The sequence below is a fragment of the Campylobacter concisus genome, from assembly GCF_002092845.1.
GTDB lineage: Bacteria > Campylobacterota > Campylobacteria > Campylobacterales > Campylobacteraceae > Campylobacter_A > Campylobacter_A concisus_AQ.
The window spans coordinates 1-16,780 of record NZ_LVXF01000001.1; the positions used below are offsets into that span (position 1 = coordinate 1).

The following is a 16,780-nucleotide window of genomic DNA, read 5'->3' on the forward strand; positions in this document are numbered from 1 at the left end:
AGCCACGTAAGCAGCACCACCGCTTATGCCTATCATGAGTCCATCACTTTTTGCGATTGCTCTAGCCGCGTTTAGTGCGTCATCGTTGCTTACTTTTTCTACCTCGCTAACTAAGCTCATATTCATAGTATTTGGTAAAAATCCGGCTCCAATGCCTTGAATTTTATGTGGTCCTGGGTTGCCACCACTTAAAACCGGCGATGCTTCAGGCTCAACTGCGATGATCTTAGTATCATAGCCCTTTTCTTTTAAAATTTTTGCTACGCCACTTATTGTGCCACCTGTACCAACACCAGCTACAAATGCATCAAGCTTACTAAAATCAGCCACAATTTCAGCAGCTGTTGTTAGTTCGTGAGCTTGTGGGTTATACTTGTTTTCAAACTGGCTTAGCATTACGTGATTTGACTGAGCTGCTAGCTCTGTAGCTCTTGCGATCGCTGCTTTCATACCACCAGACGCTGGAGTAAGCTCAAGTTGTGCGCCATAAGCAGCTACTATTTTGCGTCTTTCGATACTCATGCTCTCTGGCATGCAAAGTATCACTTTAAAACCAAGTGCAGCACCGCACATCGCTACACCAATGCCAGTATTTCCGCTCGTTGGCTCAACGATAGTATCACCATGTTTTAGCGTACCGTCAGCTAGCATCTTAGTTATCATATTAAATGCAATCCTATCTTTTACAGAGCCACCTGGGTTAAAAAACTCTAGTTTTACGTAAATTTCGGCTTCATCAGCACCTGTTTTTATCTTTACAATAGGTGTATTACCAATCGTTTTAACGATGTTATCGTAAATCATCACTCCTCCTAAACTAAATAAGATAAATTTTGTGTAAATTTAGCACAGAATTTTAAAATAGACTATAAAAAGCCCCGATATTTGGCAAATTTATAAATAGTTGTTACATATTAGTAGTTTAATTTTTAATGCTGCTTAATATTTTTTGGCCATTTTGGCTTAAAATTTTACCTTTGAAATTCTCTTTACAAAACTCCAAAATAAGAGCGTGATAGAGTTTTAAAATTTCAATCTCATCAAATTTCTCGCTATCAAGAATTTTATAAATTTCATCATAATCAAGCGAGCTAAACCACTCAGCCGCCTCGTCATAGCTCTCAAAAATGTAGTCAAAATACGCCATTATCCTAAGCGCGTAAGCATCAACGACCATATAAGGCTTGCCGCAAGCATATGCCAGTATCGCGTCGCAAGTCTCGGCTCCAACGCCTTTTACGCTTATTAGCCACTCACGGCTGGCATTTTCTTTAAAATTTTCAAAGCTCTCGAATTCATTTTTTATAGCCAGACAAAGCGTCTTTAGTCGTTTAGCCTTTGTATTATAAAAGCCACTTGGCTTTATAAGTGTGGCAAGCTCACTGTTTTCAAGAGAACAGATGCCATTTAGGCTATCTTTACCTGCATTTTTTAGATTATTTAGCGCTTTTTCTACGTTTTTCCAGTTGGTATTTTGCACTAAAATAGCACCTAAAATAACCTCAAAAGTACCCTCGTCTGGCCATTTTAGCTCATCAAAATTTCTACTTTTGTGATTTAGCAGAGCCAAAAACAGATCAGTTGATCTCATTTTAAATTTTCTTTAAAAGTTAGATAAAACTGCTTTGCTGTCCTACCACTTCTGCTGGCTCTTAGCGTGGCAAAATTTTTAGCAAGCGTATGAAGCTCCTCTTTGTCACCTGCGTAGTCTTTGAAGTAAAAATCAACCATTTTTAGGTACTCGTCGTAGTTACCTTGATAAAAGCTGATCCAAAGGCCAAAGCGATCTGAGAGAGAAATTTTCTCCTGAGCTGCGTCGCTGTAGTGAATTTCTCCGTCAATTAGCTCTGAGTTTTCATTTTCACTTTTAAACTCACTTATTAGATGTCTACGATTTGATGTAGCGTATAAAAGGACGTTTTTTGGTGGCTTTTGGATAGAGCCATCCATGATAGGTTTTAGAAATTTATACTCATTGCTGCCATTTTCAAAGCTTAGATCATCACAAAAAATGATAAATTTAAACTCACTCTTTCTGATCTCATCGATGATGTCGCCAAGGTATTTTAGATCTTCGCAGCCGATCTCGATGATGCGAAGTCCCTCTTTACAAAATTTAGTAAAAACAGCCCTTACAAGGCTTGACTTGCCACATCCTCTCTCACCCCAAAGAAGCACGTGATTTGCCTCCTTGCCTTCTATAAAATTTAGAGTATTTTTTAGCAAAATTTCTTTTTGTTTCTCTAGCCCGTAAAGTGAGTCGATATCTACAAAATCAATATCCTCAACCGGCTTTAGCATCCCTTTTGTGCTCTTATAAATCGCTGCGTATTTCACACCCCAATCTATCATTTCTTATCCTTTCTTAGATAGACCAAAATTTCAGCCAAAACATCGTCATCGTCCTTGCTACGTGACTTTAGCCTGATCTTCTCGTCATCATTTTTTGTTATTAGTATATTTTGTTCGCTGTTTGAGATCGTCTTTATGCCAGCTTTTAGAGCTAAAATTTTGATGATGATAAGGTCTAAAAACTGCTTTGTAAATGTATCTATCTTGCCAAATCTATCTTCAAGCTCGCTTTGTATCTCATAGACTTCACTCACCTCTTTACACTTGCTAAGACGCCTGTAAATTTCAAGCCTTAGCCTATCTTCTCTTATAAATTCTTGATTTAAAAAGGCACTCACACTAAGCTTTAGATCGATCTTGTCAAGCTTTGCGGAGTCTTGATTAAGAAGCTTGTTTATCTCATCTTCTAGCATCTTTAGATATAGCGAGTAGCCGATAGCCTCGATGTGACCACTTTGCGCCTCGCCGATGATGTTGCCACCACCCCTTATCTCAAGGTCGTGATAGGCTAGCACTGAGCCAGCGCCTAAAAATGAGTTGCCCTCAAGTGCCACGAGGCGTTTTAGAGCGTCTTTACTAATGGCATCTTTATCTTCTACCAAAAAGTAGCAATAAGCCTGCTTATCGCTTCTGCCCACACGTCCGCGCAGCTGGTGCAGGTCAGCCATGCCAAATTTATTGGCATTTTCTACGATTATGGTATTTGCATTTGGCAAGTGGATGCCGCTTTCAACGATACTGGTGCAAAGAAGCAAGTCATACTCACCCCGCTCAAATTTCATCATCTCATCTTCAGCGACTTTTGCATTTACCTTTGAGTGAAGTATCAAAATCCTAAGCTTTGGCAAAATTTTTCTTAGCTCATTTGCCGTCTGCTCGATATCTGCGATGTGGTTGTGGATGTAAAAAGTCTGTCCACCACGTCTTAGCTCACGCATGATCGCCTCTTTGACGACCTTTTCGTCCCACTCTCTCACACTGGTTCTCACATCCAACCTCGAGTTTGGCGGAGTGGCCAAAATGCTATATGTTTTTATCTTGCTAAGCGCCATATTTAGGCTTCTTGGTATCGGTGTGGCGCTCATACTTAAGATGTGCGAGTGCTGAGAAATTTCTTTTAGCTGCTCTTTTTGCTTAACGCCAAATTTATGCTCTTCATCAACTACTATAAGCCCTAAATTTTCAGCCTTTACGCCAAGAAGCGCATGCGTACCCACGCAAACTATAGGCTCATTTTCTTTTAGCGCTTTTTGTAGGTTTGATTTTTCTTTGGCACTTGAGAAGCGATCCAGCCTAAAGACCTTTATGCCAAATTTGCTAAATCTTTGGCTTAGCGTCTTGTAGTGCTGTGAGCTAAGAAGCGTCGTTGGCACAAAGAAAAACGCGCTAAAGCCTGATTTTATGCAGGTAAATATAGCATTCATCGCTACTTCAGTCTTGCCAAAGCCAACGTCTCCGCTAAGCAGCCTATCCATGACCTTGCCGCTTTTTAGCTCATCCCTTATATCATTTACCGCCTTTTGCTGGTCGCTCGTGTATGAAAAGCCAGCGTCTTGGACGAAATTTAGATAAGAGATATCCTCTTTTTGTAAAATTTTGCCTGCGATTAGCTCCCTTTTTGCAGCCATTGCTACGATCTTTGAGGCGATCGCGAAGAGTTTTTCTCTGACCTTTTCTTTTATCTTTGCAAAATTTGCCTTACCCAAACGATCAAGCACCGCCATAGAGCCATTTTGAGCGATGTAGCGGTCTATCAAATTTAGATGTTCAACTGGCAAAAGAAGCTTGTCGTCATTTTGGTAGGCGATAACCACAAATTCTTTCGTCGCGCCCAAAACCTTAATCTTTTCAAGGCCCAAAAAACGTCCTATACCATAATCTTCATGCACGACGTAGTCATTTACTTTTAGCTCATCCACCACGAGGCTTGAGCGTTTTACTCGCCTTTTTTTCTCAAATTTATTAAGTGAGACTACGATCTTGTCGCTTGAGGTTAAATTTACTACAAGGGGCGAAATTTCAAGCTTTACGTTGGTAAAGCCATCAAGCTCATAGCCCTTAAAAAGCCCTTCATTTCTTGAAAGAACGGTTATACTTTTGCTCTTATTTAGCTCAAAAAAGTCAAAATTTAAAGTAACTTCTAGATCTTTATAGACCTTTGGCTCGGGTAAAATTTCAATGCCCTTAAATTTATCTTCAGGCACATCATAAATTTCAAAATCGATCTTTTTAACAAGCTTTGAGTCAAATTCTTTTAAATAGTCACTAAAGCTATCTATCGCCCAAAATCCAAGTGAATTTAGATCACTCACCAAGGCGTCACTTTGCATATCCTCAATCTTTTGGCTAACTTTTTCAAACTCATCTTTGCTCAAATTTGCGATAAATGGCACGATCTCAGCTTCGCTTAGCTCAGCTTTATTGCTAATTTGCGTGGCGGTGTTATAGTTTCTTATACTCTCAACCTCATCACCAAAAAGCAAAATCCTAACAGGATCGTCCATATTTACGCCATAAATGTCAATCACTTCGCCGCGTATGCTAAACTCGCCAACGCTCTCAACGATATCGACGCACTCGTAGCCAAAGCGTATGAGTAGGTCAGCAAATTCGTTTAAATTTAGATTGTCTTTTAGCTTGATTGTTGAGCTTTCTAGGTTTTTTTGCGTTGGAAGTGGGTTTAAAAGCGTGCTAAATGGGCTTATGATAATCTTTTTGCCATCAAATTTATAGTATTTGCTAAGAACGGATGAAATTTCAAAGAGCTCTTCGTTAAAGCTTCTTAGATCATCGCCCTTTTTAGCTCTAAAATCAGGTAGTTTAAAGGCGTTAAAGCCAGCAAAACTGGCCGTATCCGCACAAAGTGCCGCCTCCTTATCATCTTCGCAGATGAGAATTTGTGGAACGTGCGTTAAAAGATACTCATAGACCTTTGCTTGCATAGTACTCTTTTAAAAAGGCTTCGGCTAAGTGAAACGAGCCAAATGCTAGGTAAATTTTGCCGTTTTTTGCCTCTTTTATATCGTTCATATCGCTTGACTCAAACTCTCTATGCGAAATTTTAAGCTCGTTTAACGCTTTATTTATGAGCTCTCCGCCAAGCTCCCTACCCTCGCAGTGATAGTGATAAAGCAGCACATCCTCAACGACTGGCTTTAAAGCTGCCAAAACCGCTTTGAAATCTTTATCCAAGAACGAATTATATACCAAGGTAAGCTTCTTGCCAACAAACTCACCTTGGCTAAATTTCTTAGCAACAGCCTTTGCGCCAAGCTCGTTGTGACCGACATCAACGTATAAATTTGAAGCGATCTTTTCGCATCTGCCTCGAAGCGTAAGAGCACCCAGCTTTTTGATATCTATGCTGCTATCTAAAATTTTAGCCGCAGCGTAGGCTAGAGTTAAATTTGATCGTAAAAACTCTGGCAGATTAAATTTATTTGCATAGTTTGCGATCTCGTTTAAATTTTCTTTGGTTAAAATTTCTCTTGGGAAGCTTAAAGTGGAGCCTTTTTCACTTGCGATCTCTTTTGCGATAGCAACGCTTATCTCGTTCATCTCATCATTTAAAATAGCTCTTGCGCCCATAGCCTCAAATTTCGTACGTGAGATTTCTTCCAAACTATCCCCAAGAACTGCCGTGTGATCAAGCCCAATAGGCGTAAAAATGCTTAACTCTTTTTCAAAGACATTTGTCGCATCAAGCACACCACCCATACCAGCCTCACAGACAAAGTAGTCACAACCCTCAAAAAGCACGGCAGAAAGCAGCGTCATATACTCAAAATAGCTCGTTTTTACCTTGTACTCGTCGCTTAAAAGTCCTTGCAAACGCTCATGAGCTGCCTCTAAAATTTCATCGCTAGCGACCTCACCATTTAGCCAAAATCGCTCATTAAACTTAAATATATGAGGGCTCGTGTAGTGCCCTACTTTTGCGCCATTTTGGCTTAAAATTTGCGCTAAAAAGCGGCCAGTGCTGCCTTTGCCATTTGTGCCTATTATGTGAATAATCTTAAATAGCTTTATATGTTCTTTTATAGTCGCATACGCTCTAATGATCCTGCCGTAGTCAATCTCTTTATAGTAAAGTGGTTTGCCATCAAGAAATTTAGCTAGGCTCATTTTTCCTCGATTATCTTTGGCATTACTTGATTTCTACCATTTTCTTTTGAGAGATAAAGCATCTTGTCAGCAGCCTCAAGCGTCATCGTCTCGCTTAAATTTGCACTTCTTGTCGCTATACCAGAGCTGATAGTAACCTTAATACGCTCGTTTTTATAGATAAATTTGAAATTTTCTATCATACTTCTTAGCTTATCCCCAAATTTAACACTATCTTTTAAGCCAGTACTTGGAAGTAAGATTACAAATTCTTCGCCACCATATCTACCAACGAAATCAACCTTTCTAGCATTTTTCTTAAGCACTTGAGCTACCGCCGAAAGTATAACATCTCCAGCCTCATGCCCATAAGTATCGTTTATACTTTTGAAAAAGTCAATATCAACAAAGCATATAGAATAATCGGTCCCATAGCGTTTATACGCTTCTTCGATGCGTTGAATCTCGTTCATCAAAGCACGCTTAGTAGATACTTTTGTCAAAAAGTCCTCTTTGCTCTCCAGCTTGGCTTCCTCAAGCTCTTTTTCAAGACTATTTACTCTATTTTGAAGCTCTAAGATAGTAGCTTGCCTATTGTGCATCTCGATACCAAGCTCTTTGCTCTCGATCTCCAAAGCTCCAGCGATCTCAATAAGCATGCTTCTTACTTGATCAATGCTGTTTGTATTTAAATTTACATTTTTTAGATCATTTTTAATGCTTTTTACTTTATCAGAACTACTTTGCGAACTAACCGCGATATCAGAAATTCTCTCGCTTATATTTTGTAAGACATTATTTAACGAACCAACTTTTTCTATGATTTCCGTTCTATCTTCTTCTATTCTGCGATCAACAAATGCCTTTACCTTTTCTTGAAATTCTTTGCTATTTAAGGTTTTAGGATTTTGCTTCAAAGTACTTCTTATTGTGCTAAGCTCTTCATCAAGATCCTTTGTAATAGAAGGCTCAAGAGTAAGGCTTAAAAGCTGAATCAAAACATCCTCTTCGTCATCTTCATCTTTTTGTGTAAGAAATTTCTCAAGTTCAGAACTCATTGTCTTTAAATCATCAAAATTTCTAACACCATAATATTTCAAAAATTCTAAAAATTCAGTGTCATACGAGCTAACAAAGTCAAACCATCTAAGGCACATCTCTTCAAGGTTTTTCTCATCATATCTTCTAGCAAGTAGCTGCATACTTTGCTCTGCTAGGCTTTTTGCATCTTTATTGTGAAGCATTGAGATAGCTTGGAGAATTCTTCTAGCAAATGCGTTTAGTGATTGTAGTTTTTTATCATCAGTCGCAAATCCTGCTCCTTGTTGAGCACCTCTAGAGAGCCTGGCGGTCATAAAAGCGACAAACTCATCGACCGTCTTTATATGAAGGCTTAGGGCTTGATTTTTATATTCATCGCCAAGCCTTGAGATATATTTTTCTATCTTTTTACTCTCTTCTGTTGTAAAGCCGTATTTTTTAGAAATTTCATTATAGACTTCAGTGTAATTCTCTGGCGTTAGCATCAAATGGCGATCTTTGATCTCATTTAAGGCTTCCTTGACTATTTGACTAACGGTTACTGCTGCCATTTCTATATCCTTTTACCGCTAAACTTGCGATATACTCATCAAAGGCCTCTTTTGATGCCTCTTTGATAGCTTCGTATTTTTGAGTATCACTAAGAACGCTATCAGCAAATCTTACATCTTTTTGACGTCTTGCGACACTAAAGTCATACTCGCCAGTGGCTGGAATGTCAACTACGCTACCATCTTTAAATTTAGTCTTATAATTTAAGCTAAGATGTGCTTTGTATGACGTAATGTAGCCAAACTCATCATAAATGATCGCTTCGTAATTTAAATCTTTTACCGAAATAATTATTGAAGTATCAGCACTCTCTTTGCTTGATAAATTTTTATTTAGCCTTGCGACCATGCCTTCTTTTACAGCGTCTTTTATCCAAACGCTATTTTTTGGCTCTTCTTTGCTGATAATCACATCAACGTAAATTTTATCGCCAACTAGATCATGTGTGATTTTTGAAACCGGCTTATAACCACACCCACAGATAAATATCGCAATAAAAAATGCTAAAAAATATCTCAAAATTTATCCTTTAATGACAAAATTTACTAATTTGCCTTTTATATAAATCTCTTTTAAAATTTCTTTTCCTTCAAGCCACTTAGCTACGTTTTGCTTAGCTAGCTTTAAAATTTCACCCTCACTCTCGCTTGCTGCCACTTCAAACTCAGCCCTTTTTTTGCCATTTACTGTAACTGCAAGAGCGATACTATCTTTTACAAAAACCTCTTCTTTTACGGCTATCTTTGTGAAATTTTTCCTACCAAAAAGCTCTTCACTAAGCTCATTTGCGATGTGCGGTACGATAGGTTCTAGTAAATTTAAGATGATAAAAAAGCCTTCAGCATTTACATCGTCGTTATCCTGAGCATTTATAGCATTTAGTGCCTCCATGCAAGCAGCGATCAATGTATTAAAAGCAAATGTGTCACCAAAAACCTCGGTTGATTTTTTAAGTGCTTCATAAATTTTTAGCCTTGCAAATTTCTCATCTTTGCTTAAACTCTCATGGTCTATAGCTGGGATTTTATCCATCTTTTTGATGGTTTGTGCCTTTTCCCAAAGTCTATTTAAAAATCTAAAAGCACCCTCAACTGCGCTATCGTTCCACTCAAGCTCTTTTTGAGGAGGTGCAGCAAAAAGAATAAAGAGCCTTGCCGTATCAGCACCATATTTATTGATAATATCGTCAGGATCTACGACGTTGCCCTTACTTTTGCTCATCTTTTTGCCATCTTTTAAGACCATGCCTTGAGTTAGTAAATTTTCAAACGGCTCATCATCTCTTAGATAGCCTAGATCTCTTAAGACCTTTTGGAAAAATCTAGCGTATAAAAGGTGCAAGATCGCATGCTCGATACCGCCGATATACTGATCTACATTCATCCAATAATTCACGCTCTTTTCATCAAGTGCTTTTTGCTCCCAACTCTTCTCATCGCTTGCAAATCTAGCAAAATACCAGCTACTCTCCACAAACGTATCCATCGTATCAGTCTCTCTGATCGCATCTTTACCGCATTTTGGACACTTTGTAAATTTCCAAGTTGGATGTTTATCTAAAGGATTGCCCTCGCCTGTGATCTCGACATCTTCAGGAAGTGCAATAGGCAAATTTTCCTCTTTTTCAGGCACTACACCGCAGCATTTGCAGTGCACTACTGGTATTGGTGCACCCCAATATCTTTGACGAGAAATTCCCCAGTCTCTTAGTTTGTAGTTTGTGATCCTTTTGCCAAGACCATCTTTTTCAAATTTTTCTATTATGAAATTTTTAGCTTCTTCAGAAGTAAGTCCATTTATAAGCTCAGAATTTATAGAAATTCCATACTCAGAGTATGCTTTTGAGCTATCACTCTCGCCCTCAAGTGGCTTTACGACCGGTTTTATAGGAAGATTAAATTTACTTGCAAACTCGAAGTCTCTTTGATCATGTGCAGGGACAGCCATAATAGCGCCACTGCCGTAGTCAGCTAGGATAAAATTTGCAACCCAAACTGGGATTTTTTCATTGGTAAGTGGATGAACGACGTAAATTCCTAAAAATTCCCCGTCTTTTTCGCTTGCTTGACGCTCTCTTGGGCTTTGATTTAGGATTGCTTTTATCTTTGCCTTTTTGCTTTCATCAATTTTATCACTCTCAAGAAGCGCTTTTACAATAGGATGCTCAGGGGCAAGAGCTGTGTAGCTAACGCCATAAATCGTATCAGCTCTTGTAGTAAATACCTCAAAGCCGTCAAATTTACCACCTAAAGCCTCTTTTGAAGCTTCATCAAGATAAAATTTAAACTCCAAGCCGTAGCTTCTACCGATCCAGTTTTCTTGCATTGTGATTACTTGATTTGGCCATTTGCTTTCAAGAAGTTTTAGATCATCAAGTAGCTCGCTAGCGTATTTTGTGATGTTGAAGTAATATCCTGGAAGCTCTTTTTGCACCACATCATTACCGCATCTCCAGCATTTGCCATCCTCCACCTGCTCGTTCGCAAGCACGGTTTGATCGTATTCGCACCAATTTATAATTGCATTTTTTCTATAAACAAGCCCTTTTTCAAACATCTTTATAAAAAAGCTTTGCTCCCACTTAGTGTAAAGTGGATCAGACGTGGCTAAAATTCTCTTTTTAGAAAATGAAAAACCAAGGCTTGCAAGCTCTTTTTTCATATAGTCGATGTTTTCGTAGGTCCAAATTTTAGGGTGAATTTTATGTTTTATGGCTGCGTTTTCAGCTGGCATACCAAAGCTATCAAAGCCAATAGGATGAAGCACATTGTAGCCACTTTTTCTATATGATCTAGCCAGCGCATCGCCGATAGAGTAGTTTCTCACATGCCCCATATGTATACGTCCGCTTGGATACGGAAACATACTTAGGATATATTTTTTCGGCAAGCTTAGATCGTCTTTTGGCTCAAATTCCTCATTTTTATCCCAAATTTCTTGCCATTTTTTTTCTATCTTTAAAGGCTCATATTTTCTCTTTTCAGCCATTTTTTCTCCTAAAATTCTTCTTGAGCTTTACTTGATTCTATTAAAACCAAGGCTAGTGAAAATATATTTGCAATGACTGCGCCAATAGCCAATGAATAGCTAAGTGTTATATTTTCAGAGACTTGCAAAATAACAAAAGCTGGTATAAGGTGCAAATCAGCAACCAGCGAGCTTGCAAAAAGCTCAGCTGAGAGTAAATTTTTAACACCGATCTTAAGTAGCGTTGAAACCAAATTTATACTAGCCGCCACAAAAAGTGCAATCTCATTTTTATCATATAAAAACTCCGCTGTAGTCGTAAGACTCATCAATGCAAAAAATATGTAGATAACTTTTCCCCAGTTCATTATCCCTCCTTACACAACGCCTTTCTCAAACATAGCACGCTCTTTTTCGCGCTCTTTTTTTATCTTTTGCTTTTCAGTCTCTCTGCTTCTAAAATGCTCGATGCTAAATTTAAACCAGATAAGAAACGGCGAAGAGATATAGATCGAGCTGATCGTTCCTATGACAATACCAACAATAAGAATAAATGAAAATCCATGTATCATATCTCCACCAAATAAAAATAACACAAGAACTGTCATCATTGTAGTTGCTGAAGTTAGGATAGTTCTTGAAAGCGTGGCTGAGACCGACTCGTTGATAACGCCCTCGATATCAGTTCGCTTGCTCTCTTTGATACCTTCTCTTATCCTATCAAAGATAATAATCGTATCATTTAGAGAGTAGCCAAGTACTGTTAATACAGCCGCTAGCGTATCTAAATTTACATCAATATTAAATAGCGAAATAGCACCAACAGTTATAACTATATCGTGAATTTCAGTTGCGATCGCAGCAAGCGCAAAACGCCACTCAAACCTAAATGTGATGTAGATTAATATGCCAATTAGTGAAATTCCAAGAGCCATCAAGCCTTTTTCTCTAAGCTCATCACCAACCTTTGGTCCAACGATATCAACACGTCTTACTTCAAAATTTCCAGTATCTTTTAAAATTTGCTTTATCTCAGTACCGATATCGCCAGTTAAATTTGAGCTTGAACCTGAAAATCTAATAACAGCCTCATCTTCGCTTCCAAACTCAGTAACAGAGGCGTTTTTAAGCACTTCATTTGTGTCAAAAGCATCACGAATTTTATCAAGTGGCGCTTTGGTGTCGTATTTTAGCTGAATAAGCGTACCGCCAGAGAAATCGATGCCGTAGTTTAGACCCTTTGTTGCAAGCAAAAAGATCGAACCAACAAATAAAAATATAGAAAGTGCCAATGAAGCAAATCTAAACCGCATAAAATCATAAACTTTTGCCTTAGTAAAAATTTGCATCCCTAGCTCCTTTTATAACCAAACCAAAGTCTGGTATTTCCACTTTTTTCTATCTTATCCATAGCAGCATCAAACATACCATGGGTGCCAAGTATAGCTGTTAGCATCGAAGCCATGATACCTATGGCCATAGTTACTGCAAAGCCTTTAACTGGTCCAGTACCATAAGCATAGAGTACTGCAACTGTGATGATAGTAGTTAAGTTTGAGTCGATGATCGCGCTCATTGCATGCTCATAGCCCTTTTGCACAGCTGTCCTTATCGCCACTCCCTCACGCAAAAGCTCGCGGATACGCTCGTTTATGATGACGTTTGCATCGACCGCCATACCGATAGTTAGCACGATACCAGCCATACCAGGTAAAGTAAGCGTCGCTCCAAAAAGTGCCATAACAGCGACTAATATAACGACGTCTGCAACTAGTGCGATATTTGCAAAAATTCCAGAAATTCCATAATAAACTAGCATAAATAGTACGACTAAAATAGATCCAGCAGCAAGTGCTACCATACTTTGGTTGATACTCTCTTGTCCCAAAGATGGGCCAACGCTTCTTTTTTCCAGCATCTTAACAGGGGCTAAAAGTGCACCACTTCTAAGAGCGATCGCTACATCGTGAGCCTCATCAAGAGTAAAGCCACCACTTATCTGACCGCTGCCGCCACCTATTCTTTCATTTATAACAGGAGCTGAATAAACCTTACCATCAAGCACGATAGCAAGTCTTTTGCCAACATTTGCGCCAGTAAAATCACCAAAAATTCTAGCGCCTTCTGAGTTAAGAGTGAAATTTATGATCGGTAGGTTATTTTGCTGAGAAAATGCAACCTTTGCGTCAGTTAGCATCGAGCCATCAAGCACTGGGATGTTTTTAACGACATATTTCACGCGGTCATTTTTAGCATCTTTAAAGATCACATCGCCGTAGCTTTCAGCTTCAGCCTCGCTCATTGTATTAGCCTGATCTTGTCTTTTATCATCAACTGCCATAAGCTGCAAGTGAGCAGCCTTTGCGATGAGATCTCTTGCTCTTTGTTCATCCTCTTCAGTTTTTATACCAGGAAGCTCAACTAGGATATTATCTTTGCCCTGTCTGGCAACAGTTGGCTCAGCTAGACCAAACTGATCGAGTCTGTTTCTAATAGTTTCAACAGCTTGTGAGATCGCATACTCGATCGTATCCGTTCTTTCTTGTTCTGTTAAAGATATGCTGTAATTTAAACCATCTTTTTTGATATCAAGCCCCTTTATCTCAGCTAGTGCTTTATCTACTTTTGGAGCTTCGTCGCCATCAAGAAGAGTAAAGTCAATGTTCTCTTCTTTAATCTTAAATTTATCAATTAACACATCTTCTTTTTTAGCATAATAATTTATACTTCCAGCTATTGATTTTATTTTTGAGTGAATAGCTTCGCTCGTTTCAACACCAAGTAGCATATGAAGGCCGCCTTGAAGATCAAGGCCAAGTGAAATTTTAGCTCCACTTTGTGTTTGAAAAAAAGATGGCACCGAAAAGCCAAAACCAAAAATCAAGGCTAATATTAAGATAACTAGCCTATATGTGACTCTTGCGTTACGCATTATTTATCTTCGATCTTTTTAGCTACAAACTCGCGTGCTATACGAACGATTACATCATCGTTAAGTTTAACTTTGATAAAATCATTTTCGGCTTTAATCACTTCGCAGATAAGTCCGCCATTAGTTATTATCTTATCACCTTTATCAAGAGCTGCGAGCATTGCTGCATGGGCTTTTTGTTGTTTTTGTTGAGGTCTAATAACCAAAAAGTAAAATATGGCGAAAAGCACAACAAGAGGTAGTAATGATGTTAAAAAATCAGCGTTTTGCATGGATTTCCTTATTTGTAAGATTTTTAAATGGGCATTTTAGCACTAAAATTATAATAAAAGCCTTTGTCGGTGCTTTTTTGCTTTCCAACTTTATTTTTTTAAGCCTCTTCGAGAATTTGCTCTTAAATTTCATCTCACCGTTTCTAACTTTGACTGGAATTTACATCATCATAAATTTAAGCAGAGCTGGTTTTTTTACGGCTGGATTTTTCATAGGAATTTTATGGTTTTATTGGATCAGCTTTAGTTTTATCTACTATGATTTGATCTGGCTTATTCCGTTTGTCATTCTCTTTGTAGCCATTGTTTACGGATTTATGTTTTGGGTGGCTTCTTTTCCCAGTTTTGTCGTGCTAAGAGCTGTTTTACTATTTTTAGTAAGCTACGTTCATCCATTTGGCTTTAACTGGTTTAACCTTGAAGCAACACTTGTTTTGGGTGTTTTTGAGCCAAGCACAAGAGGGCTTATATTTATATTTTTAGCAGCCATTTTTTTAAGTTTAAAGAGTAAATTTTTAAAATTTATCCCTACTTTTATCTGTCTAATCGCTGCCTTGCAATTTAAAAGTAGCGAGGCAAAAACTCTGCCATTTGACGTGGAGCTAATAAACACCGATGTCACTCAAAGGGTGCGCTGGGATAAAAGCTTACGCATGGAATTTACAAATGAAAATTTAGACTTAATAAATAACGCCATAGCCGAGCAAAAACGCCTTATTGTGCTGCCAGAGAGCTCGTTTCCATTATTTATGACAAATGAGCCACTACTTGTCGATGAGCTAAAAGAGCTTTCAAAAAAGATAACCATCGTAGCTGGTGCGCTTGCCTATGAAAATAAGCAAATTTATAACTCCGCCTTTTTGTTTCAAGATGGCAATCTTAGGCGAATGGATAAGAAATTTTTAGTACCATTTGGAGAAGAAATTCCTCTGCCAAATTTTATGCAAGATGCTGTAAATAAGCTATTTTTTGGCGGAGCTAGCGACTTTAAAAAGGCTGAAAATTTTAGCGACTACGAGGTAGATGGAGTAAAAATTAGAAACGCTATCTGCTATGAAGCGACAAGAGAGGAGCTTTACAAGGGCGAATTTGACGTGGTTGTAGCTATCACAAACAATGGCTGGTTTGTGCCAAGCAGCGAGCCTGTGCTTCAAAGGCTGCTTATAAAACACCTTGCCACGAAATACAATAAAACGGTCTATCACAGCGTAAATGGCTCAAAAAGTGAGATCATAAAACCTAAAAAAGTATTTTGGGATGAGTTTTAAAAAGAAATTTAAAGTGGCTTTTAGATAAAGCCACTTTGATATGATTATTTTTTCAGTAAAGCTTTGAAGGTATCAACCGCATCAAGCTTTTCCCAAGGGTATTTTGCATTTCCTACTTGACCTTTTGCAGCTACTTTTGCATATAAAAACGTATCTTTACTTGGCTTATCAAGACCAAATTTATTTGTTATCCAGCGAGGCGTTAGAGCGAAATGCTCGCTTACAAAATTTGAAAGCATATCGTCATTTATGCCATTTGCATGAGTTCCCATGGTATCAACACTAACTGAAGTTGGCTTTGCAACACCGATCGCGTAGCTTATCTGGACGATACATTTTTTAGCAAGGCCTGCTGCAACGATATTTTTAGCTATCCAGCGAGCTGCGTAAAGTCCGCTGCGATCAACCTTTGTATAGTCTTTGCTTGACTGAGCACCGCCGCCTATTGGGCTATATCCACCAAAACTATCAACGATTAGTTTTCTACCTGTTAGACCGCTATCATGAAGTGAGCTATGGTTTACATATCTGCCTGTTGGGTTTATGTAAATGATCGTTTTTTCTTTATTATATAGCTCTTTTGGAAGACCAGTTTCGTCTATTAAATTTTGAATTAGTGCGCGAAGCTCTTCTATCTTCATGCTCTCCACGCAAGGAGCAGAGACAACGATAGTGTGGATGCTTTGAGGTTTGCAGTTTTCAAAGTTGTCTTTGCTACCGTAATCAATCGTAACTTGCGTTTTAATATCAACGCCAAGCTTATCAGGGTTTGCTTTGGCAAATTTATATACTTTATCGCAAAGCATTCTTGCGTAAGTTATAGCTGCTGGCATAAATTCTTTCGCTTCGCAGCTTGCAAAACCAAACATAATGCCTTGATCGCCCGCTCCGATCTCACCGCTACTTTGATCAACACCTTGATTTATATCTGGGCTTTGTTGATTTATGCAAACTTTAACCTCGATATCATCTGGGTGCAAACACTGCTCTTTTGTAAAATTACTCTTTCCATCATATCCGATATGCGCAAGAGCATCTTTTACGATCTTTTCATAGTCTTTATAAGAGAGTTTTACTTTTGAGTTTATCTCTCCGCCTATTACTATATTTTTTCCAGCCACAAAAACTTCGCTAGCGACGCGTCCATTTGGATCTTGCGTTAAAATAGTATCCACTATGCTATCAGCGATGATATCAGCACATTTATCTGGATGGCCCGGACTTACAACTTCAGAGGTAAATAGATACATTTTTATCCTTTTATTAACTAAAATTTTGTGCAATTGTAACAA

14 protein-coding genes are annotated in these 16,780 nt (G+C 38.4%); 1 reads left to right on the forward strand and 13 read right to left on the reverse strand.

Annotated elements, in window-relative coordinates; genetic code table 11:
- The 12 genes from cysK to yajC all read right to left on the reverse strand — a co-directional run.
- The coding region (cysK, locus tag A3854_RS00005) for a cysteine synthase A (RefSeq protein ID WP_084040628.1) at positions 1-804 on the reverse strand (804 nt) is incomplete at its 3' end.
- A gap of 118 nt (positions 805-922) precedes the next feature.
- Positions 923-1,591, reverse strand: a complete 669-nt coding sequence (locus A3854_RS00010; RefSeq protein ID WP_084040630.1) for an endonuclease III domain-containing protein — start codon at positions 1,589-1,591, stop codon at positions 923-925.
- A complete protein-coding gene (locus tag A3854_RS00015) occupies positions 1,588-2,352 on the reverse strand; it encodes an ATP-binding protein (RefSeq protein ID WP_084040632.1) in 765 nt (254 codons plus the stop codon). Before A3854_RS00015 ends, A3854_RS00010 begins: the two co-directional genes overlap by 4 nt.
- Complete coding sequence (gene mfd, locus A3854_RS00020) at positions 2,349-5,294, reverse strand: transcription-repair coupling factor (protein WP_084040634.1); 2,946 nt, start codon at positions 5,292-5,294, stop codon at positions 2,349-2,351. Before mfd ends, A3854_RS00015 begins: the two co-directional genes overlap by 4 nt.
- Entirely contained in the window at positions 5,275-6,477 is a 1,203-nt protein-coding gene (locus A3854_RS00025; RefSeq protein ID WP_084040636.1) for a Mur ligase family protein, read from the reverse strand. Before A3854_RS00025 ends, mfd begins: the two co-directional genes overlap by 20 nt.
- A complete protein-coding gene (locus A3854_RS00030; protein WP_084040638.1) occupies positions 6,474-8,048 on the reverse strand; it encodes a GGDEF domain-containing protein in 1,575 nt (524 codons plus the stop codon). Before A3854_RS00030 ends, A3854_RS00025 begins: the two co-directional genes overlap by 4 nt.
- Complete coding sequence (lptE, locus tag A3854_RS00035) at positions 8,029-8,568, reverse strand: LPS assembly lipoprotein LptE (RefSeq protein ID WP_072594887.1); 540 nt, start codon at positions 8,566-8,568, stop codon at positions 8,029-8,031. Before lptE ends, A3854_RS00030 begins: the two co-directional genes overlap by 20 nt.
- Positions 8,569-8,571: 3 nt before the next feature.
- Entirely contained in the window at positions 8,572-11,037 is a 2,466-nt protein-coding gene (gene leuS / locus A3854_RS00040; protein ID WP_084040640.1) for a leucine--tRNA ligase, read from the reverse strand.
- Between the two features lie 8 nt (positions 11,038-11,045).
- Positions 11,046-11,384: a DUF6394 family protein gene (locus tag A3854_RS00045; RefSeq protein ID WP_021090699.1), complete on the reverse strand. Its 339-nt coding sequence runs from the start codon at positions 11,382-11,384 to the stop codon at positions 11,046-11,048.
- A 9-nt stretch (positions 11,385-11,393) separates the two neighbouring features.
- On the reverse strand, positions 11,394-12,365 hold the full coding sequence (secF, locus tag A3854_RS00050) for a protein translocase subunit SecF (protein ID WP_084040642.1): 972 nt from the start codon (positions 12,363-12,365) through the stop codon (positions 11,394-11,396).
- A gap of 2 nt (positions 12,366-12,367) precedes the next feature.
- Positions 12,368-13,948: a protein translocase subunit SecD gene (secD, locus tag A3854_RS00055; RefSeq protein WP_084040644.1), complete on the reverse strand. Its 1,581-nt coding sequence runs from the start codon at positions 13,946-13,948 to the stop codon at positions 12,368-12,370.
- A complete protein-coding gene (yajC, locus tag A3854_RS00060; RefSeq protein WP_021090619.1) occupies positions 13,948-14,220 on the reverse strand; it encodes a preprotein translocase subunit YajC in 273 nt (90 codons plus the stop codon). The genes secD and yajC overlap by 1 nt, the downstream gene beginning before the upstream one ends.
- On the opposite strand from yajC, the gene A3854_RS00065 reads away from it, so the two are divergent.
- A complete protein-coding gene (locus A3854_RS00065) occupies positions 14,196-15,488 on the forward strand; it encodes an apolipoprotein N-acyltransferase (RefSeq protein ID WP_180378623.1) in 1,293 nt (430 codons plus the stop codon). The genes yajC and A3854_RS00065 overlap by 25 nt on opposite strands.
- Positions 15,489-15,532: 44 nt before the next feature.
- On the opposite strand, the gene metK is transcribed toward A3854_RS00065, so the two are convergent.
- Positions 15,533-16,738: a methionine adenosyltransferase gene (gene metK, locus A3854_RS00070; RefSeq protein ID WP_072594882.1), complete on the reverse strand. Its 1,206-nt coding sequence runs from the start codon at positions 16,736-16,738 to the stop codon at positions 15,533-15,535.
- Between the last annotated feature and the right edge of the window lie 42 nt (positions 16,739-16,780).

What these genes read in the sequence shown, in the direction of transcription:
- A3854_RS00045 (WP_021090699.1), bottom strand. Translation starts at nt 11,384, where the DNA reads ATGAACTGGGGAAAAGTTATCTACATATTTTTTGCATTGATGAGTCTT.
- secD (WP_084040644.1), bottom strand. Translation starts at nt 13,948, where the DNA reads ATGCGTAACGCAAGAGTCACATATAGGCTAGTTATCTTAATATTAGCC.
- metK (WP_072594882.1), bottom strand. Translation starts at nt 16,738, where the DNA reads ATGTATCTATTTACCTCTGAAGTTGTAAGTCCGGGCCATCCAGATAAA.
- secF (WP_084040642.1), bottom strand. Translation starts at nt 12,365, where the DNA reads ATGCAAATTTTTACTAAGGCAAAAGTTTATGATTTTATGCGGTTTAGA.
- mfd (WP_084040634.1), bottom strand. Translation starts at nt 5,294, where the DNA reads ATGCAAGCAAAGGTCTATGAGTATCTTTTAACGCACGTTCCACAAATT.
- A3854_RS00010 (WP_084040630.1), bottom strand. Translation starts at nt 1,591, where the DNA reads ATGAGATCAACTGATCTGTTTTTGGCTCTGCTAAATCACAAAAGTAGA.
- leuS (WP_084040640.1), bottom strand. Translation starts at nt 11,037, where the DNA reads ATGGCTGAAAAGAGAAAATATGAGCCTTTAAAGATAGAAAAAAAATGG.
- A3854_RS00025 (WP_084040636.1), bottom strand. Translation starts at nt 6,477, where the DNA reads ATGAGCCTAGCTAAATTTCTTGATGGCAAACCACTTTACTATAAAGAG.
- A3854_RS00015 (WP_084040632.1), bottom strand. Translation starts at nt 2,352, where the DNA reads ATGATAGATTGGGGTGTGAAATACGCAGCGATTTATAAGAGCACAAAA.
- A3854_RS00030 (WP_084040638.1), bottom strand. Translation starts at nt 8,048, where the DNA reads ATGGCAGCAGTAACCGTTAGTCAAATAGTCAAGGAAGCCTTAAATGAG.
- yajC (WP_021090619.1), bottom strand. Translation starts at nt 14,220, where the DNA reads ATGCAAAACGCTGATTTTTTAACATCATTACTACCTCTTGTTGTGCTT.
- A3854_RS00065 (WP_180378623.1), top strand. Translation starts at nt 14,196, where the DNA reads ATGTTAAAAAATCAGCGTTTTGCATGGATTTCCTTATTTGTAAGATTT.